We start from the raw sequence: 22,267 nt of genomic DNA on the forward strand, positions 1-22,267 counted from the left end.
CACACTAAACTGTAGCAAAAATACGCGGTTGTCATCCTCCCTGCGCCCGCCCGCGCTACGCCTGTCAGGCGGAAAGAAAGACCTGCGGCGCATCCCCGTCCGGGTGTTCGCCGACCAGCACGTCTGCGCCATACCATTTGGCAATGACGGCGCGCTGAATCACCACCTCCGGTGCGCCCTGCGCCACCAGCTTGCCGTTATGCAACAACAGGATGCGGTCCGCCCACAGCGCAGCCAGATTCAGATCGTGCAGCACCGCGCAGACATGCAGTTTTCCTTTCTGCGTGAGCCGCTTCAGCAAGCGCAACAACTGCTGCTGATGGTAGAGATCCAGCGCCGAGGTGGGTTCATCCAGAAATAACCAGCCTTCAGGGGCATCGTCACGCCAGAGTTGCGCCAGGCTGCGCGCCAGTTGTACCCGCTGCTGTTCACCGCCGGAGAGGGTGGTATAACGCCGTCCGCATAACGCATCGCAACCGGTCAGCGCCAGCACCTGCTGCACAATTTCTCGCTCGCCTTTTTGCCCCCAGGGCGCACGCCCCATGGCAACAATCGCCTCCACGGGCCAGTCGAACCCCGGTTGCGTGTGCTGCAACATCACTGCGCGATGACGGGAGAGCGCCGCAGGCGACCACTGGCTGAGCGCGCGCCCGGCAAGCGAGCACTCCCCCGCTGCCGTTGGAAGGTAACCGGTCAACAAACGTAGCAGCGTTGACTTTCCTGCACCGTTAGGGCCAATGAGCGCCACCCTTTCACCGCATGTCAGCGTTAACGACACATCCTCAATCAGTTGCCGTGCGCCAACCTTCAGGTGCAAATGGGTGGCGGTTAACGTGTTATCCACGTGCAGTTCTCCTTTGTCGGAAGATCAGCCACAAAAACCAGGGTGCGCCCAGCAGGCTGGTGAGCAGACCCACCGGCATCTCGGCAGGCGCTACCGCCGTGCGCGCGACTGTGTCGGCAATCAGTAGCAGACCGGCCCCTGTCAATAACGAACCCGGCACCAGCCCGCGGTGATCCGGCCCCAGCCAGATGCGCATCAGATGCGGCACCACCAGTCCGACAAAGCTGATAATGCCGCTGATCGCGACGGCCGTGGCCACCAGCAGTGCACTGCACACCAGCAGTAACCGCTGAAGCGCAGGAACATTGACGCCGAGGTAGTGCGCCTCTTCCTCCCCCAGTTGCAGCAGATTAAGCGGCTGCGCCACCTTCCAGATCACCACCGAAGCGGGGAGGATCAACGTCGCAGCAACCCCCAGCGTTAACCACTCTGTCTGCCCGAGACTGCCCATTCCCCACTGCGAAAGTTGGCGTAGCTGTGCGTCGTTACTGATCCACGACAGCACTCCCACCCCGGCGCCACACAGCGCATTAATGGCAATCCCCACCAGCAACAGGCGCGACAGTCCGCTCTCCGCTGTTTTGCTGAGCAGATAAATCACCACCATCACCGCCAGACTGCCAATAAATGCTGCCAGCATCGGTGCGTACAGCGCGACCAGCGCCGGAACCGACACCGGCAGCACCAGCCAGCACGCCACCATCAGCGACGCGCCACCGCTGATGCCCAGCAACCCCGGATCGGCAAGCGGGTTACGGAACAGCCCCTGCATCACACAGCCGGAGAGCGCCAGCGCCGCGCCGACCAGTAACGCCAGCAGCACGCGCGGCAGACGGATGGTCAGCCAGATCTGACGCAGTCCCTCATCCCCCGCAGACCATAAGCTTGCGAGCGGCAAGCGCATCGCCCCCTGGGTGGTCGCCAGCATCGTCAGCCCCAACAGCAGCAGAAACAGTCCCCAGAGTATGCGGGACACGGCGCGACTCATTCTGGCGTGTGCTCCGCTTTACGGCGCAACTCCAGCACCGCGTGCGGCGTGCTCAGGCCAAAACCCAGCAGCGCCGTATCATCAATGATCAGCGCCTGTTTATTGCGCCCGGCGGGGGTTTGCGCCAGACCGGGCAGCGCCCAGAGACTCGCTTCACCACCCATACTTTTCACCCCGTCGGCGGAGATCACCACCAGGTCCGGTTTGCTGGCGATCACCCCTTCCTGCGACAGGGCGCGATAATGGGCAAAGCCCTGCATCGCATTCTGCAAACCTGCCGCGCGGATAGCGCCGTCCGCCGCCGTCTCCTGTCCGGCAACCATCGCCCCCATGCCGCCATGACTGAGAATAAACAACACCCGCTTATTCACTGGCTGCGCGGGCAGTGCGGCAATCTCCGCCGCCAGCTTTTTACGCACCGCGTCGCCTGCGGCGGTGCGCCCGACGGCCGCCGCAATCACCGCGACTTTTTTATCGATATCCGCCAGCGTATAGCCGCCCGGCACGGAGACTACCCGGACATGGTTCTCCTGCACTTTTTGCAGCACCTGCGACGGCTGCGCCTGGGTGCTTGCCAGCACCACGGTCGGGCGTAGCGAGAGAATACCTTCCGCGTTGAGCTGCCGCAGATACCCCACATCCAGCACTGTTTGCGCCTGCGCAGGCCAGGTGCTGGTGCTGTCGCGCCCCACCAGTTGCGCCTGCGCGCCCAGCCCGTACACAATGCCGGTGACGTCGCCACCAAGGGAGACGATTTTCTCTGCCGCCGCGCTGACCGCCAGCGGCAGCGCTAACAGCAACATCAGTACTGTTTTCATGCTGCTTTTCCTTTGCCGATCAGGGCATCAATCTGTGCTCGCCACTGCGCTTGTTCCGGCTGACCTTCGCTGCGCTGACCATACAGTTGCGCTATCTGCACGCCATCGTCGGCGAAGAGCTCAAGGCTGGTGACATGACCGCCGTCGGTCGGCTTGCGGGTGACCCAGCATTCGGCGATCCCCGCGTCGCGCAGATGCAGGGTGAAGGTTTCGTTGAAAATGTTGATCCACCCTTTCATCGGCGTCAGCTTCTCCAGCACGCCGGTAAAAATCTGTACGCAGCCGCGATTCCCCACGAAGATCATGATTTCATTGCCGTCCTGCAATACGCTCTCCAGCAGAGTCGGCAGCGCGTCATTGCTGACCTGGCAGGCCAGATCGTCGCCCACCAGCCGGAACGCCTGCTGACGGGAGAGGTTGTACTTTTTCAGTAACCCGAAAAACTGGTGGACATCGGTCATCGCCCGCCACGCCTGATCCAGCGCTGTAGCGTCGGCGGAGTGCGCATACTGAGTCGCTTTGGCGGCGACGATCGTCAACGGCTGCGCAGAGGTGGCGCGAAAACGGGTGATCACCGCGTCCCATGCCGCCATATCGGTACGCGCCGTGGTGTAAACCTTCAGCAGCGCATCGCCCTGGCGGTCGAAAAACTGAATGCTCTGGCGCTCGCCGCGCGGGCTTTGTTCGCAGAGGTGAAACACGCTGGCCCATTCACCGAGGAACAGACGCAGATCGAGCGCGCGCGGGTTAAGCACCAGCCCGGCGTGTTCGCTGATATGTTGATGGGTAAACTCGCCCAGTTGCTCGTGTACCGCATAGTCATTGCGGCAGATCGATTTGATCTCGCCCACCGGTTCCAGTGCCGCGAGAATGTCACGCACGTCGCCCGTCAGGCGCACCGCATCGTGCCCGACGCGGGAGTGGGTTAATTCTGCTTCGCTGATCGCCATCTCACTGGCGATGTCACGGGCGTATTTTGCCGGTTCTTGCGTTTTGATGGTCTGATACTGACGCCAGATGGCGGCGAAGTCGTGTGCAGATGCAGGCATAAACATAGCGTCCTTTAGGATGTGAAAAACCCCGGCAGCGATACCGGGGAGAAACGTTAACGGTGGAGACCTATTCGCCCGGGCAGCCCGAGCGATAACATCGCCTTAGAAGTCGACATTGACGCCCAATTGCCAGGTGCGTCCCGGCATCACCGCCAGCGCTTTATCGTAGGCATTCTGGTTGGTGGACTCTTCCTGAGTGCGGCTATTCAGGTAGTCCCAGTACTTACGATCGGTGATGTTGTAAACGCCGCCGTTAACTTTGACGTGTTTCGCCACCTGCCAGTACGCCGTCCAGTCCAGCAGACCGTAGCCCGGCACGCGCATATACTCGACACTGGAATCCCCCAATGCACCGCCGGTATTGGTGTAGGACTGGCGGTTGGTGGCGGTCGCCTGCTTGCCTTTGACAAAGGTGGCGGTCAGCGCGGTGCCGTAGCGTTTTGCCGGATCATCCCAGGCAACGCCGACGATGGCTTTCATTGGCGCGACGCTGTCGAGATCGACGTATTTGTCGCCGGAGTAGCTGGATTTGGACTTCCCTTGGGTATAGCCGTACGCCAGCGTGGCGCTCAGGCCGTTCAGCTGTTCGAACCAGGTGCCAACGTTGAATTTCGCGCTGACTTCACCGCCATAGATAAAGGCCTTGTCGCGGTTTTCCGCCTGATAAGTGGTGTAGATATTGGAAGGAACGTTGGTGAATTTATCCGGGTTGCCTGAACGGGTGTAACGGGTATAGGCGATAAAGTTTTTATAGCTGTTGTAGAACAGCGCCGTACGCAGCGTTACCCCTTCGGTGACGTCGCCCTTCATGCCCCATTCCAGGTTGTTGCTGGTTTCGGTTTTCAGATCGGTGTTGCCGATCAACGCATACTGCCCACGCCCGGCATAGCTTGAACCCAGGTTCCAGGAGCCATACAACTGGCTGGCGTTAGGGAACTCCGCCCCGCGCTTATATTGCAGGTAGGTCATCAGGCGCGGCGTGAGGTCGTACTGGAAGGTCAGCGACGGCAGCAACTGGGTGTCTGAATTTTTACCGTACAACGACGAGACGGACGACTCCGTCAGCACGCTGCTGTTGGTCGTCAGGCTGGAGAGGTTATCCGGTTTGGTGGACTGATGCACAACGCGTGCGCCGGGAATGATGGCGAAGTGGTGACCATCTGCATCGAAGTTAATCTGATCCTGCACGAACCCGCCCACGGTGTAGCTGCGGCTGTTCGCTTCCGGTTGCATGATCACACTGTAGACGCTCGGTACCGGCGACTGACTAAACGGGCGCTCGGTTTTGCTGGTGCTGGCGTTAAAGCCTGCGCTCAGATCATGACGACCGAGCGTTTTCGCCAGCGCATTCTGAATGCCCCAGGTATCGGTATCATAGTTGGAATAGACCGTCTCCATGCTACCGGTGGTGCTGTCTGGCATCCAGGTGCGGTCATGCGCCTCGGTGTGCTGGTAGTAGACTTTGCTGGACATGCTATCGAGCCAGTCGTTCATTGGCGTCCAGTCATCTTTCAGGCTAACGCCCCAGCGACGGGTCTGGCTGGTTTGCTGCGCATCGCCGAGGATCGTGCTGCCGCTGCTGTTCCAGCTATCGTAGTGGGTGTGGTTGGTCTTGTGGTAATAATCCAGCGTCGCCGTCAGTTTGTGCGCCTCATTGGGCTGCCAGATCCCGGAGGCCATCATCGCATCGGAGTGCCAGTTCGCCGGATAAGCGTCCAGAGTTCCGCTGTTGTTACGGGTCTGCTGACCGTCGCGGCGGCTGTAGACAAAAATGCCGCGCAGGGTGTCGTCCCCGGCCGCGCCGGTTATGCCGTTGTGCCAGCTACGGTCTGCGGAGTCGTAATCGCTCTGGTAACCAAAGTAGGTCTCTTTCCCCTGACGCAGGTAGTCGTCGGCGGATTTCGGTTTAAAGGAGACATTGCCACCAATCGAGGTGTTGGCGTTATCCGTTGATGTCGCGCCGGACTGAATATCGACGCTACCGTACATATACGGATCGATGTAATCGCGGCCAATGCCGAAGGTGTTCAGGCCTGCGCGACTGACATAGCTGCGGCCGGTGGCATCGGGCTGAGGGATCCCGTCAACATCAATGCCGACACGGTTACTTTCCAGACCACGAATGTTATAGCCGGTGTAACCGCCGCGATCGAAGCCGCTTTTCCCGTTGCCGGAACCGCCGCTGGCGCCGGTGGCGCTGATCAACGGCTCATAGCGCATGATGGAGCCAAAATCTTTCGCGCCTTTATTTTGCAGATCCTGCGCGCTGACCGAATGGTCGCTCCCGGCTTTTAATACCGGCGCAGGCGCTGTGACGACCATCTCTTCAGCGGTATCTTGCTGGGAGTTGACGGAAATTGTGGGGGTATCAGCCGCACTGGCGGAGGTCTGATACAGTGCTGCGAGTAGTGAAGTCACCAGCACGCGCTTGCTAAAGCGAGGCCGGGAAAGTTGCGATGTATACATAGTTTTGCAAGCCCAGGTGTTATTAGTATCAGGCTCACTGCTTACTTCCAGTCGTACGTGGAATTGTGCCGTGTCCGCACCCGACACTGATGGCCAACTCTCATCTTATTGAGCCAGATAATAATGATAATAATTATCACTTGCAATAACTTAATTATTCTTCACATTCCTCCCCACACATTGCCTACAATGATTGTCTACTACGCGCTTACGGTGACGATAAAATGAGCAAACCCACCCTCACTCTGCATTACTGCTCCCAGTGTAACTGGATGCTACGCGCCAGCTGGATGGCGCAGGAATTACTGCATACCTTCAGTACCGATCTCGATGCGGTCACCCTGAAGCCGGGCACCGGCGGGATTTTTGTTATCGATATTGACGGTCACGTTATCTGGGATCGCAAGCAGGATAGTGGTTTCCCCGATGCCGCAGAATTAAAACGCCGCGTGCGCGACTACTGCTTCCCGGAAAAACCGCTGGGTCATGTGGAGAAAAGCATGTAGGGAGGGATAAGGCGCAAAACAGCGCTTCGCGTCTCAGGCCCGTTGAAGTTCCCCCCTTTGCTAACACGCAGAAAATAGCCTGTTGCGTGGGCAACAAAAAGGTCGCCGTAGCGACCTTTTTGTTACTTTTTCACCGGTTGCGGCTTTTTATCGCCGGACTCGGGTGCGTTGTGTGGATCATCTTTTTCAACTTTCAGCACAGGATCCTCCCTATTGCCTTCCGTCCTTTGACTATAGATACCCACAGCGAAAAGAAGCCAGGCGGCAAACGAAAAAAAAACCGCTCAGTCAGAGCGGCTGCAAGTGCGACACCAGGGTTTGGTAAAGTGTAGAACTGCATGAAATATAAACATTTTTTGGATAACTTCAATGCAATTACCATGAAAAAAATCATTCCAAATGATCGGTATATTTCATTACAACAAACTGTTTTATAAGGATATTCTTGTACACATTTCGCGAATAGTTAGCAGGCTCATTGTTAGTAACGAATATGCAATTGCATACCTTCAGGTACAGAGCGGATTTCCTGTCCCTGAGGGTGATTTTTTCGTCATTTCTCCGCAGAAGAAGAATGCGCTGTCAGCCTGGATTATCGGCCTTGCGCATCTGTATCCGGTTAGCCATTTTGTCAACCAGACGCCGTTGGCTGGGGGTAAGATGAAGGGTTACTGCTGCCTCATTAATAAAAATAAGTGTTGATATCATTCTGTTAGGGTCGATATACAGGAAATTCTCACACCCTTCTATTGCCATTATATCACTGGGGTTTTCTTCTTTATTTTCTCTCATCATTCTACTCAGGTTTTTATTTCATAGCACAGCAATGTACTCGTTGCGCTGATGAACAATAATCTTTGCAAAAGATTACCGTTGCATAATATTATGCGGGTCATCATATTTTAATTTCACAATAAAGAATCAGCTAACGTAATATCACTCTCACAATAACGAAGTAAACGAGCCGTTTCCGACCCGCTTGCTATTGACGTACCATTTCAATGATGACTGGCCATTATAAGCCACTGTCAGGACTCAGATTTCCGTCCGCCACCATGGCTGTTTTTCCCGCCTTTCTTACCGGCTTCGGATGCACGTTCGGGATCATTTTTAAAGTTGCCCCCGCTGTGTTGTCCACCTTTACGTCCCGCTTCAGAAGCCTTCTCACGATCTTCTGCGAAATTTCCGGAACCACCTCTATGTTCGGCCATTTTATATCTCCAAGGGTATTTTACGTATAATCGAAAAAGTCATTATGTACTCTAATCGATCGCGTTAGAGATTTAAGTTTGGTTGCTAATTAAAATTAGTCAACGCCATTCATAAAATTAATCACAATAAAAATTACGCAGCTTATTTTTACATTTAGATGTATATGTTGCATTTAAAATAAAACTTATATTTATAAAGGAGTTGAAAATGGATATATCTTCTAAAGAGATAATTCAGAGGTGCCATTTATTTTTACGGAATATACCGAAGCGGTTATTCAGAGTGCAGGGAGAACGCACGATCCTCCCTGATATGTAGATCAAAACAACGCGTTAACCACCACAAATCCCAACGCCGTCATCAAAACCGATCCCACGACATGCACCAACACGGAAGTGAGCGCCCACAGATAATCCCCCGCTTGCAGCAGTGCAAAGATCTCCAGTGAAAACGTTGAAAAGGTCGTCATGCCGCCGCACAAACCGGTAGTGATCAACAATCGCCAGGTGGGATCAAGATGCGGCTGCCGGGTAAAGAACGCCAGCGCACCGCCAATGATTAACCCGCCGAGCAGATTCACCAGTAATGTGCCTGGCGGCAGATTGGGAAACAGAACATTCAACCGAATGGAGAGCAGCCAGCGGATAACGCAGCCCGCAGAACCACCAATAATCACGGCAAATAGAGATTTCAGCATGTTGTCCTCATTAATCACGCGAATGAATGAAAGAGACATGCCGGGAGGGGTAAATCAAAAACGCCCGACATGCCTCCGTCAAAGAGTCATATCAGGCGTCATCAGCTTCTCAGGGAAGCGGTTGGGAAAGGTGGAACGCCATCACCTTAGCGCGCATTGTTGACGATTTTGGCTTTCCAGGCAAGCGCAGGGCTGGCAGTAAGCGTCAGGAAAATCGCCAACGCGTTTTCTCTGTGTTGACACAGACGGCAAAATGAATTGTTATATTATAACATTTCAATCTGTCGCAAAGGATAACCAGGGACTACACGATGATCATGAAGAAATCCGCGTTTTTACTCGGTATGGGCGTGCTGCTTGGCAGCGCACAAAGCGTTGCCCACGACCACCATCACGGTAAACCGCTGTCGGAGGTTGAACGCAAAGCCAGCGAAGGCATTTTTGACAATAAAGAGGTAAAAGACAGAGCGCTGAGCGACTGGGATGGCGTCTGGCAATCTGTGGAACCCTATCTGCTGAATGGCGATCTGGATCCGGTGCTGGAGAAGAAAGCGAAACAGGGCGACAAAACCGTGGAAGAGTACCGGGCTTATTACAAAAAAGGCTACGCGACAAACGTTGAGATGATCGGCATCGAAGACAACGTGATGGAATTCCACACGGGCAACACGGTGAACCGTTGCCGTTATGATTACGCCGGGTACAAAATCCTCACCTATACCTCCGGTAAGAAAGGCGTTCGTTACCTGTTTGAATGCACAGACAGCCAGTCCAAAGCGCCAAAATATGTGCAGTTCAGCGACCATATTATCGCGCCACGCCAGTCACAGCATTTTCACATTTTTATGGGGAATGTCTCCCAGGAGGCGCTGCTCAAAGAGATGGACAACTGGCCGACGTACTACCCGTACAATATGACCAAAGCGCAAGTGGTCGAGGAAATGCTACATCACTGATGTTCACTGGCGGGCGGTAACGACTACACCACCCTCCGGGCTGCGATGGCGTTACACCGCATCACTCGATTTGTGCGTCCACTTTAATTATCGCCTGACAATCTTTTTCGCGCAGACCATAAACCTCTGCCAGACCGTTCTCGCCGCAGCCTGACGTGGCTAAATCCCGTAATGCGGCTTGCGCATAGTCGTAGCCGTTTTTAGCCAGCAATTTCTGCGCATCGTCACCAAGCGTACTGCTCGTTGCCCCGTTGCTCATTGCATCCAGACCCGCGTTACCAATCGCGCCCTGCTGAATAGCAGCCTTGATGGTTGGATTCGTCGCCAGCTCAGGCCAGGCATTAATAAAATCGGCCACGGTTTTGGCGTGTGAAGTGAAAGAGAGACAGACCAGAGAAATGATGAAAACAGTGCGTTTCATATAACCTTCTTACCTTTATTATTTGAACGCCCATCATATTCCGCGCCAGAGCAAAAAAACAATTATCGCAATAATTATAATGCCTTATTCCACGGGGTTCGTTGCCACGCGCGCCACCATATTGGGAGACGGTGGTCTGGTCTACCCACGCCAATAATCGTACTCCGTCACACTTCGGCGGCAGATTGATTTCCCCCTCAACCGGCTGTGATAGTATCCATCGCGTTATTCCTTTCTACGCTCACCGAGGCTTTGATGCTGGAGAATGTCACCATCAGATAATCAGCGTCCCGACCTGCACAGGCCGGACTGATTATCGCTGCGCTTAAACCTTACGCGAACACCTGCGGGTGTTGGCTCGTTTTTGCTCATGATGATGAACAGGTTTTCAGTATGAATTTATCCCGTCCGGAACAACGTACCTTACACGTTCTCGCCAAAGGCGGACGCATTGCGCATATCCGCGATGCATCAGGCCGTATTACCACCGTTGAATGCTACACCCGCGAAGGATTACTGCTCAGCGACTGCACTCTTGCGGTGTTCAAAAAACTCAGGACCAAAAAGCTGATCGCATCGGTAAATGGTCAGCCATACCGTATCAATCCCACCGGACTGAGCCATGTTCGCGCCCGGACAGACAACCAATAAGGAGCTGAAGATGACAATGACGCTGCACACGCCATTTACCGACCATTATGACCGCACTTTTCTTCTGGAGACCATGATGGGACCGAATGCGATGCGCATCACCGAAGAGATGGCGGCCATGCTCCCTCTGTCTCCCGGTATGCGCATTCTGGATCTCGGTTGCGGAAAAGGCATTTCCTCCATCCTGCTGGCGGAAAAATACGATGTGACGGTATTTGCCGCTGATTTGTGGATCGCGCCGACGGACAATGCGCAACGCTTTACGACGCTGGGTCTGGACAAGAAGATCTTTCCTCTGCGGGTGGATGCCACTCAGACACTCCCGTTTGCGGATGACTACTTCGATATGATCATCAGCGTGGATGCGTATCAGTACTTTGGCAATAACCACAACATGCTGGCGAAGCTCCTGCCGTTGCTGAAAAAGGACGGGCTTATCGCTGTGGCCGTACCGGGGTTTATCGGGGATTATACAGAAGGCAATGTGCCGGACGTGGTGAAACCCTTCTGGACGCCGGACTGGTACTTTTACTCCCGTCACTGGTGGCAAACGCTTTGGGAGCAGGAACCCGGCATTGAAATTATCCAGTCGCGGGAGATGGCCTCATGCCAGCAGGCCTGGGATGACTTTATGGCCTGCGCCCTCGCACAGGAAATGATGGTTCCGATAATGGAAGCCGGCGCGGGTGACTATTTTTCATTCATCCAGCTTGTCGGGCGAAAAGTGCCACTCTCCCAGTGAGATAGCGCTTAATAATGACAAAAAGCGCCTCTTCTCTGAGGCGCTTTATCGCCCCTCCCCCTGGAACGTGAGCCACTTCACAGCCATCTGCGGATAGCAGATTTTTACTGGTTGATAGCGAGAGTTTCATGACTGCGGCCTCACTGAAAAGGTAATTTGCTGGGGACAAAACCCCTGTACCCAGGTTCCGATAATGTGAGGGCATCATGATAGATTCAAATAAAAACTATTATATGAGCTGTCTGTTTTTTCTTTTCTTCTTTATTGGCTGGGGATGTTGCTATCCCTACCTCTCACTATGGCTAACAGAAACAATTGGTATTAACTATGGCGACGTTGGACTGGTCTATTCATTTACTGCGATAGTGGCTGTGTGTATCCAACCGTTGTTTGGTTTTATTTCCGACAAATTAATTTACCGCAAAAACCTGATGTGGATGCTGGCCATTATCATCACGTTGTTCGCGCCTTACTGGATTTATATCTTCGCCCCATTACTGAAAATAAATGTGGTGCTTGGCGCGCTGGCGGGCGGTATTTATATCGGGATGGCCTATGGCGCAGGTTGCGGGGTTTGCGAAGCCTACATCGATAAAGTCAGCCGCGCTTCCGGGTTCGAATTTGGACGCGCCAGGATGTTTGGCGGTATCGGTGCAGCCATTGGGACATTTGCCGCCGGGAAATTATACGGCATTGATCAGAACCTGATTTTCTGGACAGCAAGCGGCGCGGGCATCTGCTTGCTGTTTACCGTCTGGAAAACGCAGGTCAAAACCACCGCCCCGCAGACGCATCATCGGGTGACAACGCCCGTCACGCTGGCGGACGCTACCGCATTGTTGAAAATGAGGAAGTTCTGGTTCTTTGCGCTCTATATGATAGGCGTCGGCGCGGTGTATGAAACTTACGATCAGCAATTTGCCATTTATTACAGTCACTTCTTTGAAAGCAAAGCGCGAGGCGCAGAAGCGTTCGGCTACCTGACGACCGGGCAAATCTTCCTTGACGCCGTGGTGATGTTTTTCGCCCCCTGGTTTGTGAATAAGATCGGCCCGAAAAATGCCCTGCTCTATTGCGGGTTGATCATGAGCCTGCGCATTATCGGTTCCGCCTGGGCGATTGGCCCGGTATCGATAAGCCTGATAAAACTGCTTCACGGTTTTGAAAGCTCGGTCCTGCTGGTGGCTGCGCTTAAATATATTGCCGCTAATTTTAACCCGCTACTTTCGGCGACCGTTTACCTTATTGGCTTCCAGTTTTCAAAAAGCTTCAGTTCAATATTTCTGTCGACGGGGATTGGTCATATGTACCAGAAATTAGGGTTCACCGACAGTTATATGGTGCTGGGATCTATTGCGCTTTTATTTACGCTGGCGTCGTTTATTACCCTCGACAACGCCCGTTCTTTTAATGCTGTACCTGCAACGCAGGTTTAATCCGGGAGGTGGTGAATGGCTGAATTATATTATGGCGTGGCTTATTATGATGAATATATGCCACAAGAGAGGCTGGAGCAGGATATTTCATTGATGCTGGAAACGGGTATCAATGTAGTGCGCATTGCAGAATCGACCTGGAGTACCTTAGAGCCGCAAGAAGGCACCTATAACTTTTATCATATCGATCGCGTTCTCAATGCCATGCACGCCGCCGGAATCGCGGTCATTATTGGTACGCCAACTTACGCCATTCCGGCCTGGCTGGCAAGAAAGCATCCGGAGGTGCTGGTCACCACCGTTGACGGGCAGCAAAAGTACGGGCCCCGGCAGATCATGGATATTGTTAATCCGGACTTTCGTCGCCATGCGGAGAAGATCATCCGGGTGTTGATGGCGCACGTCAAAAATCACCCCGCGGTGATCGGTTTTCAACTGGATAACGAGACCAAGCATTACGACAACGTCGGGCGTTATATGCAGGCAGGATTTGTCCGCCATCTGCAAGAAAAGTACGCCACGCTGGCGCAACTCAACAAGGATTTTGGCCTCGACTACTGGAGCAACCGTATCGATAACTGGGAAGATTTTCCCCCGGTCGAGAATACGATCAATGCCAGCCTGGCGTGCGCATTCAGCCGTTACCAACGCCAGCAGGTAACGGAGTATCTGGCCTGGCAGGCCAGCATTGTGCGCGAATATGCCCGCCCCGAACATTTTGTCACCCATAATTTCGATTTCGAATGGCGGGGCTACTCTTTCGGTGTGCAACCACGGGTCGATCACTTCGCCGCGGCGCAATGCCTGAGCGTGGCCGGGGTCGATATTTATCACCCGAGCCAGGATCAGTTAACCGGCAAAGAGATCGCCTTTGGCGGCGCGGTCACCCGTGGGCTGAAAAAAGGGCACAACTATTTTGTGCTGGAAACCCAGGCGCAGGGATTTCCGCAATGGACCCCGTATCCGGGTCAGTTACGGTTACAGGCCTTCAGCCATGTCGCGTCGGGCGCGTCGATGGTTTCCTACTGGCACTGGCATTCGATTCACAATGCTTTTGAAACCTACTGGAAAGGTTTACTGAGTCATGATTTCGCGCCCAATCCGACATGGCGCGAAGCCACCACTATCGGCGCTGACTTTAAAAAACTGTCGCCTCAGTTAGCAAACTTACAGGCAGAGCATGACGTGGCGTTGCTGGTAAATAATGAAGCCATGGATGCGCTTAACCACTTTAAGCCGGGAACTGCACAGACCAATGTCTATAACGATATTGTTCGCCGCTTCCACGATGCGCTCTACGAACAGAATGTCGCGGTCGACATCATTAATGATATCGACGACAGCGCGGTGCGCTATCGCGCCATTATTATTCCTGCGTTATACGCCGCCGACGATGCGCTACTTGCACGCATCAATCGTTATATTGAACAGGGGGGGCGCGCGCTGATCGGTTTTAAATCAGGCTTCAGCGATGAGCATGTGAAAGTCCGGACCGGTGCGCAGCCCGGCGGCTTAAGCGAGGCCTGCGGCGTGCATTACAACCAGTTCACTCTGCCGGAAAATGTCACCGTTGCCGCCTGCGTGGAAGAGATCACGTGCCAGCAGGATAACAACGTGGAGTTGTGGATGGAGTTGCTGACCCCGGCGCCCGAAACCCGTACCTTGCTGCGTTACCAGCACCCGGTGTGGAACGCCTATGCGGCGGCTACGGAAGCACGTTTCGGGAAAGGCGTGGCGATGTATGTCGGCTTTCTGCCGGAAAAAACGCTGATAGCCAGCCTCTTTAACCATCTGACGCGTGACCTGCCGCTACGCTCCCGGACATCCGACTACCGCTTCCCGGTGATCGTCAGAAAAATGCGGAACCGCAACGGTCAGAAAATCACCTTCATTTTCAATTACTCAGGAGAGCCACAAACCCTGAAGAGTGACACCGACGGCACGCTGCTATTGCAAGACGCGGCAATAACCCGCGGCGCACCGTTGCGGTTAGGCGCATGGGATTTTAGTATCATCGCAAGCTGAACCGGAGCCGGGGTTATCAACGAGGCAAACATGGAACTGGATATCAATGAACTGCTGAATTTTTCTCCATTGATAAAAACCTTTACCTTTAATGCATGGATAGTCTCCGGCTTTACACCTATTTCCAGAGGTTCCTCGCTGGATTATTACATTAACCGCCCCAACGGCATGAAAGGCTATATTATCAACCTGACATTACGCGGCCAGGGGCGGGCGAAGGTGGGAGAGAACACGCTGCAATACGAGGAAAATGATCTGCTACTTTTTCCGCCCGGCGTGCCTCACCAATATGGTCGCGACGAACACAGCGAATACTGGGATCATCTGTGGATCTACTTTATTCCGCGCCCCTACTGGCTGGACTGGCTAAAGTGGGATAAAAATATTCTCGGCATCGGAAAAACCCGGGTCACGGAGCCGGTAAAACAGGCGCATCTGCGGGAACTCTTTTATGAGGTGATCCGCCACAATTCCGACGACGCGCCCTTGTCCGAAGCACTGGCGATGAACGCCCTCGAACGGTTGATCCTCGCCTGCTTTCAGCTACAGCCTGTCAGCAATCACCACGCTCACGATCCCAGAATCAATGCCGTCTGCGACTATCTCAACGATCACATTGATGAAGAACTGAAAGTCGAAAAACTCGCCAGCATGGTGTTTTTGTCTCCTTCCCGCTTAGCGCATCTGTTCAAAAAAGATTTGGGCGTTACCATTTATGCCTGGCGTGAACAACAACGCATAAACCGTGCGCGTTTACTTATCCAGTCAACGTTATTGCCCATATTTAAAATTGCTCAATCTGTGGGTTATAGCGACCCGGTCTATTTCACTAAAATATTCCGCAAACATAATGGCATCCCGCCGGCGGAGTATAAAAAACGCTATGAGAAGATGAATAATTTGCCTGGTAATCAAACACTCAAACCGGGCAAACGCTAAGCCGATCCTTATTGCCGTTTGCCATAGGGATAGGGCGTAGCGCGTATGACTCTCATTCGCGAAAGCGACGGCAAACCGTTTCCCCTCCTCTCCCACGCTGCCTGTATGAAAATTCGCCCCGTAATATGATGCCAGATCAAATCTGTACATACCGTTACACAGCAACGCTCATCATCCGCGAGGCGTCTGGTATATAGTGTCGTGAACATAGAGGTCGGTTTGCTGTGAAGATAAAAAGCAACAAACTTTAAACAAATAAATATTATGCTTTCTTAATATTATAATGAAACTTAAAAATACACTCTGCCTACATATCTCGATGGCGGTCCTTGCCATCCTGTTTTTAGCTGTTCACCCGCTGGTGAACAGCTTTGATCCGCCGCTGACTTTCCAGCCGTTGATTAAATCAATGGAAGGCACCCAAAAAGAACAAGCCGAAAAAATAGCCACTATTTCTCATGCATTACAGGGCAATGCGATTTTTTTCATCGGCGCTTCTGAAGTCGCTACCTCAGAAGATGAACATTACGCTGTATATAATTACTTTAATAATGATTTGCACCGTCCGGTTGTCGCATTTGGTGACAGCTTCGATGACAGTGTTACACATTTTTTACTGTTCTCACGTTTTAAAAACGACCTTAATGCAAACAGTAAAGTGGTGTTGTTACTTTCCCCGGACAGTTTTTATTCATTCGGTGTTCCACCCGCCATTTTTGCGGATAATTTTCCGGCACCGGTATTTAATCCGTTAATCCAGGATGAGCAAACCCGCCCTTTCCTGGTCAATTACTTACGCAATATTGATAAAAAAGAGATCAGCCATTTAACCTTTTCGCAAATGAACGTCTATGGCTGGCACGCGGAAAATATCTGGCAGGAAGTGAGTTTCCAGTTTGCTAATTTCTGCACACTGATAAAAAACGACTGGCTGGCAATGCTGCACATTGAGCCGGAAGAGGCGCAACCGTGGCCGCAACAACCGACATCCGTAGCAACACCGGACTGGGATAAAGAGCTGGCTCATGCTCGCGAGCTGAACGCGTATCGCCAACAAAGCGCCGCCACGCTGTGGATGGACAAATCCATTTATGAGCCGGGCGAAAAACCGGAAGTGTGGGATGACTCCCCCGTCGTTCCGGCGCAAATACAGGCGTTTGAGGCCACCATCAAGTTGCTGAAATCCCGCCATGTTCAGGTCGTGGTCATTATTGATTCCATTAACCGACGGGCAGTGCAGAACCCGGAACTGGTACAGCCCGCCGTGACTCAGGCGACGGCAATTCTGAAGGCAAATCAGATCCCTTATCTCGATATGTACTCAATGCCTTATCAGGAGGGCTGGAACTGGGATCGCCTGCATCCCACCGACCTGGCATGGGTACCGATGGACCGCTTTATTCTGGAGAGTTTTAAATGATGAAAAACGCTATTCGCCTTTTTTTCCTTTATCTCCTGCTGGCGGTCACCATCATCGCGTGGTCTTCGGTGGATGAGAGCATGAATTTGAAAGTGCATTTTGAATATCAAAAGTTCTGAGGAATGAATGATGTACAGCTCCGGAACGTTTTTTTTATATCTGTTCTCATCGGCGTTGATCTTTGCGCTGGTTAACCGCGTATTGCACTACCGGTTGACCTATTTGTCCGCCTTTTCCGTCCTGGCGGCAGTGGGCTGGGGTTATATCTTCCAGGGGGATTATGCGGTTCCCGTGGCGGTTTTCTTCAGCTTTTACGCGATTGTCACCTTAAAAGAGAAAGGCTGGTTGAAAACCTGGCAGGCAGTCAGCCTGACGCTGCTGCCGCTGCTGTTGGTGAAACTGCACCTTAACAACCACTGGGGCATGATCGGCTTATCGTTTATGACCTTCCGCGCCATTGATGTTCTGCTGTACCGCAGCAAAAAAGATGGCCGCCATTTCCTGCACTATTTCTGCTACCTGTTTATGCCATTTATTATCCTGGCAGGCCCCATGTATCGCTGGCGGACCTGGGTGACTGACATCAATAAACCGGTATTCAGCCTTACCCGTGAGCAGTTTTTAACGGCGATGGAGCAAATTTTCACCGGTATCGTGCAGAAGTTTCTCTTCGCGATGCTCATCGACAACCTGGTGATCCAGTCATGGAGCCATCGCCCGTTTACCCTCAGCGTGGGGGTGGTGATGTCGCTGGCTTACAGCGCCTATTTGTGGTTTGACTTTGCCGGTTACAGCAATATGGCGATTGGTGCTGGGCGCTTGTTTGGCCTGAATATCCCGGCGAACTTCAATATGCCCATTCTGGCGAAAAACCCGCAGGATTTCTGGCGACGCTTCCACATCAGCCTCTCTGAATGGCTGAGGGACGTGGTGTTTATGCCGATTTACATGAACTTAATGAAGCTCGACTTTTTCCGTCAGAACAAAACGCTGGCGCAGAACATCGGTATCTTCTGCACGCTGTTTTGTATGGGGGCATGGAACGGGCTCGAACGGCACTATGTTATCAGCGGCGCGCTGTTTGGCGCTATTTCCGTTGCGCACAACATGCTTCAGTGGTCAGCCAAACGCAGTCCGGCGCTGACTACCGGGTTACAAAACCCGGTGGTTATCTTCCTGGGCCGTATTTTAACGCTGGCAAGTGCTGCGGCTTCTCTTTACATCTTTAGCGGAATGTCACCTCTATGAACCTTCACAACGAGCTTCAGGAACTGCAGGATTTCCTGCGTGCGGCATTACTTGATCCCGCGAACCCACAGCAGTTGGCCATCAGCGGTAGCGATGAAGCCCTGACCTGGCAACAGCTAAGCGTCGCCGTGACAGACTGGTCACAGCGCTTACAGCAGTGCCAGTTGCCCGCCGGTATGCCAGTGGTGCTGTACGGCCACCAGCAGGCGGAGTTCGCGGTGGCTATCTATAGCTGCCTGCTGCATAACATTCCGTATATTCCGGTGGATTGCATTTATCCGCAGGAACGGCTGAAAGAGATATGCTCGCTGGCAAGCGCGCCCTGGTACTACGATATTGCCACCCGGCAGTTCGTGGCGACCGGTGAAGCAGGTAAGACGCTGGAAGAGCAGGATCTGGCGTACATCATGTTCACCTCCGGCAGCACCGGCAAACCCAAAGGCGTGCAGATCGGGCGTGAAAGCCTGTGGCACTTTATGAAATGGGTTAGCCAGGACTTTTCACTGCCGGCATCGCCGGTGCTGATGAACCATGCGGTGTTCAGCTTCGACCTCTCTTTGATTCCGCTGCTGGCGAACCTGGCCACGGGTGGGCATATCGTGCTGAATGCGAAAGAGGATATCGCCGCTGACAACTGGCTTGGTCGCCTGAAAAGCAATGCGGTTTCCGTGTGGGTATCCACGCCGTCCTTTGCTTACCAGCGCCTGCTCTCGCCGCAGTTCAACAGCGAATACCTGCCTGACCTCAACGTGTTCGTGTTTATTGGCGAGGTGCTGAACAAGGCGCTGGTCAAACAGTTACGCCGCCGCTTCCCGCAGGCCAAAATCCTTAACTCCTATGGCCCGACGGAAGCCACCATCGCCACGACGGTGATTGAAATCACCGACGCGATCCTGAACAGCGAGAACGATCTGCTGCCGGTTGGCGCGATGATGCCGGACTCCAGAATGGAAATCACCCCGGAAGGCGAGCTGATCATTTGGGGTAAAAATGTGATGCGCGGTTACCTCGGGCTGCCAAAAGAGAACGCCGAGAAGCTGCTGCGCCGGGAGAACGAAGCGTTCCGCGGCTACAGAACAGGTGACCTTGGCTACGAAGATGGGCTGCTTTACTGCCAGGGCCGTAACGACAGCCAGATCAAATTGAATGGCTACCGTATTGAGATCAACGAGATCGAAAACCGCCTGCTGGCGATGTCCGGTATCAGTGAAGCGGTGGTTCTGCCGCTGATGAAATCCGGCGGCGGGGTGCTGCGTATTGCCGCATTCTGTGTGACGAAACTGGCGCCGGAAGCGATTAAAACATCGCTGTCGAAGGTGATCCCGCCCTATATGGTGCCGTCGCAAATCATTATCAAAGACGCTTTGCCGCTCAATCCCAACGGCAAAATTGACCGTAAGCTGCTGGACACTCATGCCCGCACGAACTGATGATTCAGGAAATAGAGATGGAACAAGAAATTCTCGCGCTGTTTGAAAAGATCTTATCCCGCAAAGTGGGCTTTAACGATGAGCTGATTGAGTCCGATATCCTCGACTCGATTCTGGCGGTGGATATGGTGCTGGAAGTGCAGGACGTTTATGGCTGCATGATCCCGCCTACCGAAGTGGCGACCGTGCTGAAAACCCCGGCGGATCTCGCGCACTTTATCGAAGAGAACCGCAGCTAAGCACGCGGGCGACGGCTCATTTTTATACGCTTCGAAGACCCCGGCTTGCCGGGGTCTTTTTTTGTATCAACAGGCAGGGCTGGCTGCTGTTTAGGGTATGGCTTCGTCTTTACCCGCCTCTGCTTTACGCCACCCGCGCCGATTCGGGAGATAACATGTTCAGCGCAGCCACCAGGCGCGCGGCATGTTCTTTGGCGGCCATTTTCTGCTGCGCAATCAGGGCGTCATCGCGACCGGCGTAGCTTATCCCACTGGTATAAACAGGTGGCTGCAAATCCAGATTGCACAGCCGTGCCGTGGTCTCAAACTGAACCAGGTAATCCTCAATCGTGTGACCGAAAAATCCGTCAGTGGCATAAAGCGCCTGCGGTGCGCCGGTGGTAAAAGAGAGAATGAGTTTTTTACCACCCAGTTTTGCCGTGGAGCCATGAGCAAAACCATGCACCATGACCTGATCGATCCACAATTTCATTAAGCCCGGTACCGAATACCAGGAAAAAGGAAACTGCCAGACAATCACATCCGCGTTCAGCAGCGCGGCCTGCTCTGCGGCGACGTCGATTTGGTAGTCCGGATAAAGCGTATCCAGTCTGCGGATTTCTGCCTGCGGCAACGCCTGTGCAACGTCGTGCAGAATGGTCGCATTGCCAACAGATTCCTGAAGATTGGGGTGCCCTGAAATAATCAATACGTTTTGCATTTTCAATTCGTTAACGGTGAGTGAGTGAAGAGATGCGATCGGTTCGACGACGCGGGTTAGCCTGTTCAGGCAAGGTTTTTATAGTCGGGAGAAAAGAGACTTTCCCAGTCCGCGAATGAGCCCAGAGGAATGCATTCGAACGTCAGCAAACCTGCTCTTGCCAGTGGGAAGTCCGCCACGGCGGCGCTGGCGTCTTCGACCGAATCACACTCGAGAAACATCGCCACACCTGGACGATCCTGGCGGAAATAGATATCCCGGATAACACCGGATTTATATAAATCCCAGGCATGTAAAACCTCGGCGGTCAGATGAGGGGCATAGGCTTGTGGGGTCGCGCCAGCAGCGGGGATATCCAGACACAAAATTCGCATTTCAGGCTCCTGAGAGGATCACATCGGTGAAAAAGTCAGGAGGAGTATAAGCTCGCGATTTCGATAAAATTAGGCCACTATTGGCTCATGGATAGTTAGCCATTGGCTAATAATCCTCACTCCATTGCATAACGGATGGCGCTATGAATAACGCGATTTACAATCAGCTACGCATCTTCCAGAGCATTGCACAGGAGGGGAGCATTTCGGCGGCGGCAAGAAAACTGGAAATAACGCCCCCCTCCGTCAGTAAAGCGCTGAAACTTCTGGAACAGCATATTGGCCATCCGCTGTTTACCCGCACCACACGCCGTATTGAGCTGACTGACGCCGGGCAGCAGTTGCTGGCGCAGACGACAGTGGCCGTGGACGCGCTGCAAAAAGCCGTCGAAAGCATCAAAGACCAGAGCCAGCAACCGTCAGGTCTGGTAAGGATCACCCTCTCCCGTTTTGCTTATCTGCTGATCCTCAAACCTTGTATGGCCGAATTTTGCCAGCGTTATCCCGGTATTCAGCTTGAGGTTTCTGTCAATGACGGGACCATCAACATTATCGATAAACGGTTCGATCTCGGCATCCGCTTCGGCGACATCCTGGAAGGCGGCGTGGTGGCGCGCCAGTTGATGACGCCTTTTCGCGAAGGGCTGTATGCATCGGCCGCTTACCTTGCAGCCTTTGGCACGCCAGAATCACCGGCCGATCTCCAGCAGCACAAGCTGATCGGCTATCGGTTCATAACGAACAACCGCATTCTGCCGCTGATGCTGGACGACAACGGAGAACAGTTAACCGTCGAGATGCCAGGCCAGCTTATTGGCAATGATATCGAGGTGATGGCGGATGGGATCCGCAGCGGGCTGGGGATCGGCAGGCTGTTTGAGCCGATTCACGCATTGCAGCCGGATAAAGAGACATTTATTCCCGTTATGGAACCTTACTGGAAGAGGTTTCCTCCCGTGTATCTCTACTACCCGAAAAGCGCCGGAAAAACCAAACGTGTAAAAACGCTGATTGATTTTCTACTCAGCAAATCGGCTTAACCCGGTGTTATCACTGTTTTAAAAGGCGCGGAGTAGAAACAGGCCTGATAACGCGCGTGTTAT

24 protein-coding genes and 1 riboswitch are annotated in these 22,267 nt (G+C 53.3%); of the genes, 13 read left to right on the forward strand and 11 right to left on the reverse strand.

The features are described 5' to 3' along the window. Nucleotides 1-64 precede the first annotated feature (64 nt). The 5 genes from N7922_RS19545 to N7922_RS19565 all read right to left on the reverse strand — a co-directional run bounded on the left by N7922_RS19545 (nt 65) and on the right by N7922_RS19565 (nt 6,168). Nucleotides 65-844, reverse strand: a complete 780-nt coding sequence (locus tag N7922_RS19545; RefSeq protein WP_263097870.1) for a heme ABC transporter ATP-binding protein — start codon at nt 842-844, stop codon at nt 65-67. Next, complete coding sequence (locus N7922_RS19550) at nt 837-1,832, reverse strand: FecCD family ABC transporter permease (RefSeq protein ID WP_263097871.1); 996 nt, start codon at nt 1,830-1,832, stop codon at nt 837-839. Before N7922_RS19550 ends, N7922_RS19545 begins: the two co-directional genes overlap by 8 nt. Beyond that, nucleotides 1,829-2,650 (reverse strand): hemin ABC transporter substrate-binding protein, encoded by an 822-nt coding sequence (locus N7922_RS19555; protein WP_263097872.1) that lies wholly within the window; start codon nt 2,648-2,650, stop codon nt 1,829-1,831. Before N7922_RS19555 ends, N7922_RS19550 begins: the two co-directional genes overlap by 4 nt. Beyond that, nucleotides 2,647-3,705, reverse strand: coding sequence for a hemin-degrading factor (locus tag N7922_RS19560; RefSeq protein ID WP_411554157.1), 1,059 nt, complete (start codon nt 3,703-3,705; stop codon nt 2,647-2,649). Before N7922_RS19560 ends, N7922_RS19555 begins: the two co-directional genes overlap by 4 nt. A gap of 99 nt (nt 3,706-3,804) precedes the next feature. Beyond that, on the reverse strand, nt 3,805-6,168 hold the full coding sequence (locus N7922_RS19565) for a TonB-dependent receptor domain-containing protein (protein WP_263097874.1): 2,364 nt from the start codon (nt 6,166-6,168) through the stop codon (nt 3,805-3,807). Between the two features lie 224 nt (nt 6,169-6,392). Here N7922_RS19565 and N7922_RS19570 point away from each other — a divergent pair, with 224 nt between their 5' ends. Beyond that, nucleotides 6,393-6,674: a SelT/SelW/SelH family protein gene (locus tag N7922_RS19570; protein WP_263097875.1), complete on the forward strand. Its 282-nt coding sequence runs from the start codon at nt 6,393-6,395 to the stop codon at nt 6,672-6,674. A gap of 582 nt (nt 6,675-7,256) precedes the next feature. Here N7922_RS19570 and N7922_RS19575 read toward each other — a convergent pair. The 3 genes from N7922_RS19575 to crcB all read right to left on the reverse strand — a co-directional run bounded on the left by N7922_RS19575 (nt 7,257) and on the right by crcB (nt 8,583). After that, nucleotides 7,257-7,469, reverse strand: coding sequence for a hypothetical protein (locus N7922_RS19575; protein ID WP_263097876.1), 213 nt, complete (start codon nt 7,467-7,469; stop codon nt 7,257-7,259). Nucleotides 7,470-7,702: 233 nt separating this feature from the next. Further along, nucleotides 7,703-7,885 carry a general stress protein gene (locus tag N7922_RS19580; RefSeq protein ID WP_061497343.1) on the reverse strand — a complete coding sequence of 61 codons (183 nt, stop codon included), beginning with the start codon at nt 7,883-7,885 and terminating at the stop codon, nt 7,703-7,705. Nucleotides 7,886-8,205: 320 nt separating this feature from the next. Beyond that, nucleotides 8,206-8,583 (reverse strand): fluoride efflux transporter CrcB, encoded by a 378-nt coding sequence (gene crcB / locus N7922_RS19585; RefSeq protein ID WP_263097877.1) that lies wholly within the window; start codon nt 8,581-8,583, stop codon nt 8,206-8,208. A gap of 85 nt (nt 8,584-8,668) precedes the next feature. Next, nucleotides 8,669-8,738: riboswitch (Fluoride riboswitch) on the reverse strand. A gap of 156 nt (nt 8,739-8,894) precedes the next feature. On the opposite strand from crcB, the gene zinT reads away from it, so the two are divergent. Continuing rightward, nucleotides 8,895-9,539, forward strand: a complete 645-nt coding sequence (gene zinT, locus N7922_RS19590; protein ID WP_263097878.1) for a metal-binding protein ZinT — start codon at nt 8,895-8,897, stop codon at nt 9,537-9,539. A 61-nt stretch (nt 9,540-9,600) separates the two neighbouring features. On the opposite strand, the gene N7922_RS19595 is transcribed toward zinT, so the two are convergent. Next, complete coding sequence (locus N7922_RS19595; RefSeq protein WP_263097879.1) at nt 9,601-9,960, reverse strand: hypothetical protein; 360 nt, start codon at nt 9,958-9,960, stop codon at nt 9,601-9,603. A gap of 393 nt (nt 9,961-10,353) precedes the next feature. Here N7922_RS19595 and N7922_RS19600 point away from each other — a divergent pair, with 393 nt between their 5' ends. From N7922_RS19600 to N7922_RS19645, 10 genes are all read left to right on the forward strand, one after another. Then, nucleotides 10,354-10,611: a YjhX family toxin gene (locus N7922_RS19600; protein WP_263097880.1), complete on the forward strand. Its 258-nt coding sequence runs from the start codon at nt 10,354-10,356 to the stop codon at nt 10,609-10,611. A 10-nt stretch (nt 10,612-10,621) separates the two neighbouring features. Continuing rightward, nucleotides 10,622-11,353, forward strand: coding sequence for an SAM-dependent methyltransferase (locus N7922_RS19605; protein WP_263097881.1), 732 nt, complete (start codon nt 10,622-10,624; stop codon nt 11,351-11,353). 206 nt (nt 11,354-11,559) lie between these two features. Then, entirely contained in the window at nt 11,560-12,789 is a 1,230-nt protein-coding gene (locus N7922_RS19610; RefSeq protein ID WP_263097882.1) for an oligosaccharide MFS transporter, read from the forward strand. A gap of 15 nt (nt 12,790-12,804) precedes the next feature. Further along, nucleotides 12,805-14,814 carry a beta-galactosidase gene (locus tag N7922_RS19615; protein WP_263097883.1) on the forward strand — a complete coding sequence of 670 codons (2,010 nt, stop codon included), beginning with the start codon at nt 12,805-12,807 and terminating at the stop codon, nt 14,812-14,814. Nucleotides 14,815-14,844: 30 nt separating this feature from the next. After that, a complete protein-coding gene (gene araC / locus N7922_RS19620; RefSeq protein ID WP_263097884.1) occupies nt 14,845-15,753 on the forward strand; it encodes an arabinose operon transcriptional regulator AraC in 909 nt (302 codons plus the stop codon). Between the two features lie 283 nt (nt 15,754-16,036). After that, nucleotides 16,037-17,173 (forward strand): D-alanyl-lipoteichoic acid biosynthesis protein DltD, encoded by a 1,137-nt coding sequence (locus N7922_RS19625; RefSeq protein WP_263097885.1) that lies wholly within the window; start codon nt 16,037-16,039, stop codon nt 17,171-17,173. Then, nucleotides 17,170-17,292 (forward strand): hypothetical protein, encoded by a 123-nt coding sequence (locus tag N7922_RS19630; protein ID WP_263097886.1) that lies wholly within the window; start codon nt 17,170-17,172, stop codon nt 17,290-17,292. The genes N7922_RS19625 and N7922_RS19630 overlap by 4 nt, the downstream gene beginning before the upstream one ends. A gap of 10 nt (nt 17,293-17,302) precedes the next feature. Beyond that, nucleotides 17,303-18,421: a membrane-bound O-acyltransferase gene (locus N7922_RS19635; RefSeq protein ID WP_263100962.1), complete on the forward strand. Its 1,119-nt coding sequence runs from the start codon at nt 17,303-17,305 to the stop codon at nt 18,419-18,421. After that, entirely contained in the window at nt 18,418-19,851 is a 1,434-nt protein-coding gene (locus tag N7922_RS19640) for an AMP-binding protein (protein WP_263097887.1), read from the forward strand. Before N7922_RS19635 ends, N7922_RS19640 begins: the two co-directional genes overlap by 4 nt. 17 nt (nt 19,852-19,868) lie before the next feature. Continuing rightward, nucleotides 19,869-20,090, forward strand: coding sequence for an acyl carrier protein (locus N7922_RS19645; RefSeq protein WP_061497358.1), 222 nt, complete (start codon nt 19,869-19,871; stop codon nt 20,088-20,090). A gap of 124 nt (nt 20,091-20,214) precedes the next feature. Here the strand turns inward: N7922_RS19645 and N7922_RS19650 are convergent, their stop codons facing one another. Both N7922_RS19650 and N7922_RS19655 read right to left on the reverse strand, forming a co-directional pair. Continuing rightward, the gene (locus N7922_RS19650; protein ID WP_263097888.1) at nt 20,215-20,790 is read right to left on the reverse strand and encodes an NAD(P)H-dependent oxidoreductase; all 576 of its coding nucleotides are present in this window, start codon (nt 20,788-20,790) and stop codon (nt 20,215-20,217) included. Between the two features lie 65 nt (nt 20,791-20,855). Continuing rightward, nucleotides 20,856-21,164 carry a superoxide dismutase gene (locus N7922_RS19655; protein WP_263097889.1) on the reverse strand — a complete coding sequence of 103 codons (309 nt, stop codon included), beginning with the start codon at nt 21,162-21,164 and terminating at the stop codon, nt 20,856-20,858. Nucleotides 21,165-21,307: 143 nt separating this feature from the next. Here N7922_RS19655 and N7922_RS19660 point away from each other — a divergent pair, with 143 nt between their 5' ends. Further along, nucleotides 21,308-22,204: a LysR family transcriptional regulator gene (locus N7922_RS19660; RefSeq protein ID WP_263097890.1), complete on the forward strand. Its 897-nt coding sequence runs from the start codon at nt 21,308-21,310 to the stop codon at nt 22,202-22,204. The last annotated feature ends 63 nt before the right edge of the window (nt 22,205-22,267 follow it).

The organism is Kosakonia sp. ML.JS2a (assembly GCF_025642095.1).
Lineage (GTDB): Bacteria > Pseudomonadota > Gammaproteobacteria > Enterobacterales > Enterobacteriaceae.

Bases quoted from the DNA above. Each gene is read 5' to 3' on its own strand.
- N7922_RS19595 (WP_263097879.1), bottom strand. From the start codon at position 9,960: ATGAAACGCACTGTTTTCATCATTTCTCTGGTCTGTCTCTCTTTCACT.
- N7922_RS19560 (WP_411554157.1), bottom strand. From the start codon at position 3,705: ATGTTTATGCCTGCATCTGCACACGACTTCGCCGCCATCTGGCGTCAG.
- N7922_RS19570 (WP_263097875.1), top strand. From the start codon at position 6,393: ATGAGCAAACCCACCCTCACTCTGCATTACTGCTCCCAGTGTAACTGG.
- N7922_RS19635 (WP_263100962.1), top strand. From the start codon at position 17,303: ATGTACAGCTCCGGAACGTTTTTTTTATATCTGTTCTCATCGGCGTTG.
- N7922_RS19555 (WP_263097872.1), bottom strand. From the start codon at position 2,650: ATGAAAACAGTACTGATGTTGCTGTTAGCGCTGCCGCTGGCGGTCAGC.
- N7922_RS19650 (WP_263097888.1), bottom strand. From the start codon at position 20,790: ATGCAAAACGTATTGATTATTTCAGGGCACCCCAATCTTCAGGAATCT.
- N7922_RS19615 (WP_263097883.1), top strand. From the start codon at position 12,805: ATGGCTGAATTATATTATGGCGTGGCTTATTATGATGAATATATGCCA.
- N7922_RS19580 (WP_061497343.1), bottom strand. From the start codon at position 7,885: ATGGCCGAACATAGAGGTGGTTCCGGAAATTTCGCAGAAGATCGTGAG.
- N7922_RS19610 (WP_263097882.1), top strand. From the start codon at position 11,560: ATGATAGATTCAAATAAAAACTATTATATGAGCTGTCTGTTTTTTCTT.
- N7922_RS19565 (WP_263097874.1), bottom strand. From the start codon at position 6,168: ATGTATACATCGCAACTTTCCCGGCCTCGCTTTAGCAAGCGCGTGCTG.
- N7922_RS19575 (WP_263097876.1), bottom strand. From the start codon at position 7,469: ATGATGAGAGAAAATAAAGAAGAAAACCCCAGTGATATAATGGCAATA.
- N7922_RS19600 (WP_263097880.1), top strand. From the start codon at position 10,354: ATGAATTTATCCCGTCCGGAACAACGTACCTTACACGTTCTCGCCAAA.
- crcB (WP_263097877.1), bottom strand. From the start codon at position 8,583: ATGCTGAAATCTCTATTTGCCGTGATTATTGGTGGTTCTGCGGGCTGC.
- N7922_RS19655 (WP_263097889.1), bottom strand. From the start codon at position 21,164: ATGCGAATTTTGTGTCTGGATATCCCCGCTGCTGGCGCGACCCCACAA.
- araC (WP_263097884.1), top strand. From the start codon at position 14,845: ATGGAACTGGATATCAATGAACTGCTGAATTTTTCTCCATTGATAAAA.
- N7922_RS19640 (WP_263097887.1), top strand. From the start codon at position 18,418: ATGAACCTTCACAACGAGCTTCAGGAACTGCAGGATTTCCTGCGTGCG.
- N7922_RS19625 (WP_263097885.1), top strand. From the start codon at position 16,037: ATGAAACTTAAAAATACACTCTGCCTACATATCTCGATGGCGGTCCTT.
- N7922_RS19605 (WP_263097881.1), top strand. From the start codon at position 10,622: ATGACAATGACGCTGCACACGCCATTTACCGACCATTATGACCGCACT.
- N7922_RS19630 (WP_263097886.1), top strand. From the start codon at position 17,170: ATGATGAAAAACGCTATTCGCCTTTTTTTCCTTTATCTCCTGCTGGCG.
- N7922_RS19660 (WP_263097890.1), top strand. From the start codon at position 21,308: ATGAATAACGCGATTTACAATCAGCTACGCATCTTCCAGAGCATTGCA.
- N7922_RS19550 (WP_263097871.1), bottom strand. From the start codon at position 1,832: ATGAGTCGCGCCGTGTCCCGCATACTCTGGGGACTGTTTCTGCTGCTG.
- N7922_RS19645 (WP_061497358.1), top strand. From the start codon at position 19,869: ATGGAACAAGAAATTCTCGCGCTGTTTGAAAAGATCTTATCCCGCAAA.
- zinT (WP_263097878.1), top strand. From the start codon at position 8,895: ATGATCATGAAGAAATCCGCGTTTTTACTCGGTATGGGCGTGCTGCTT.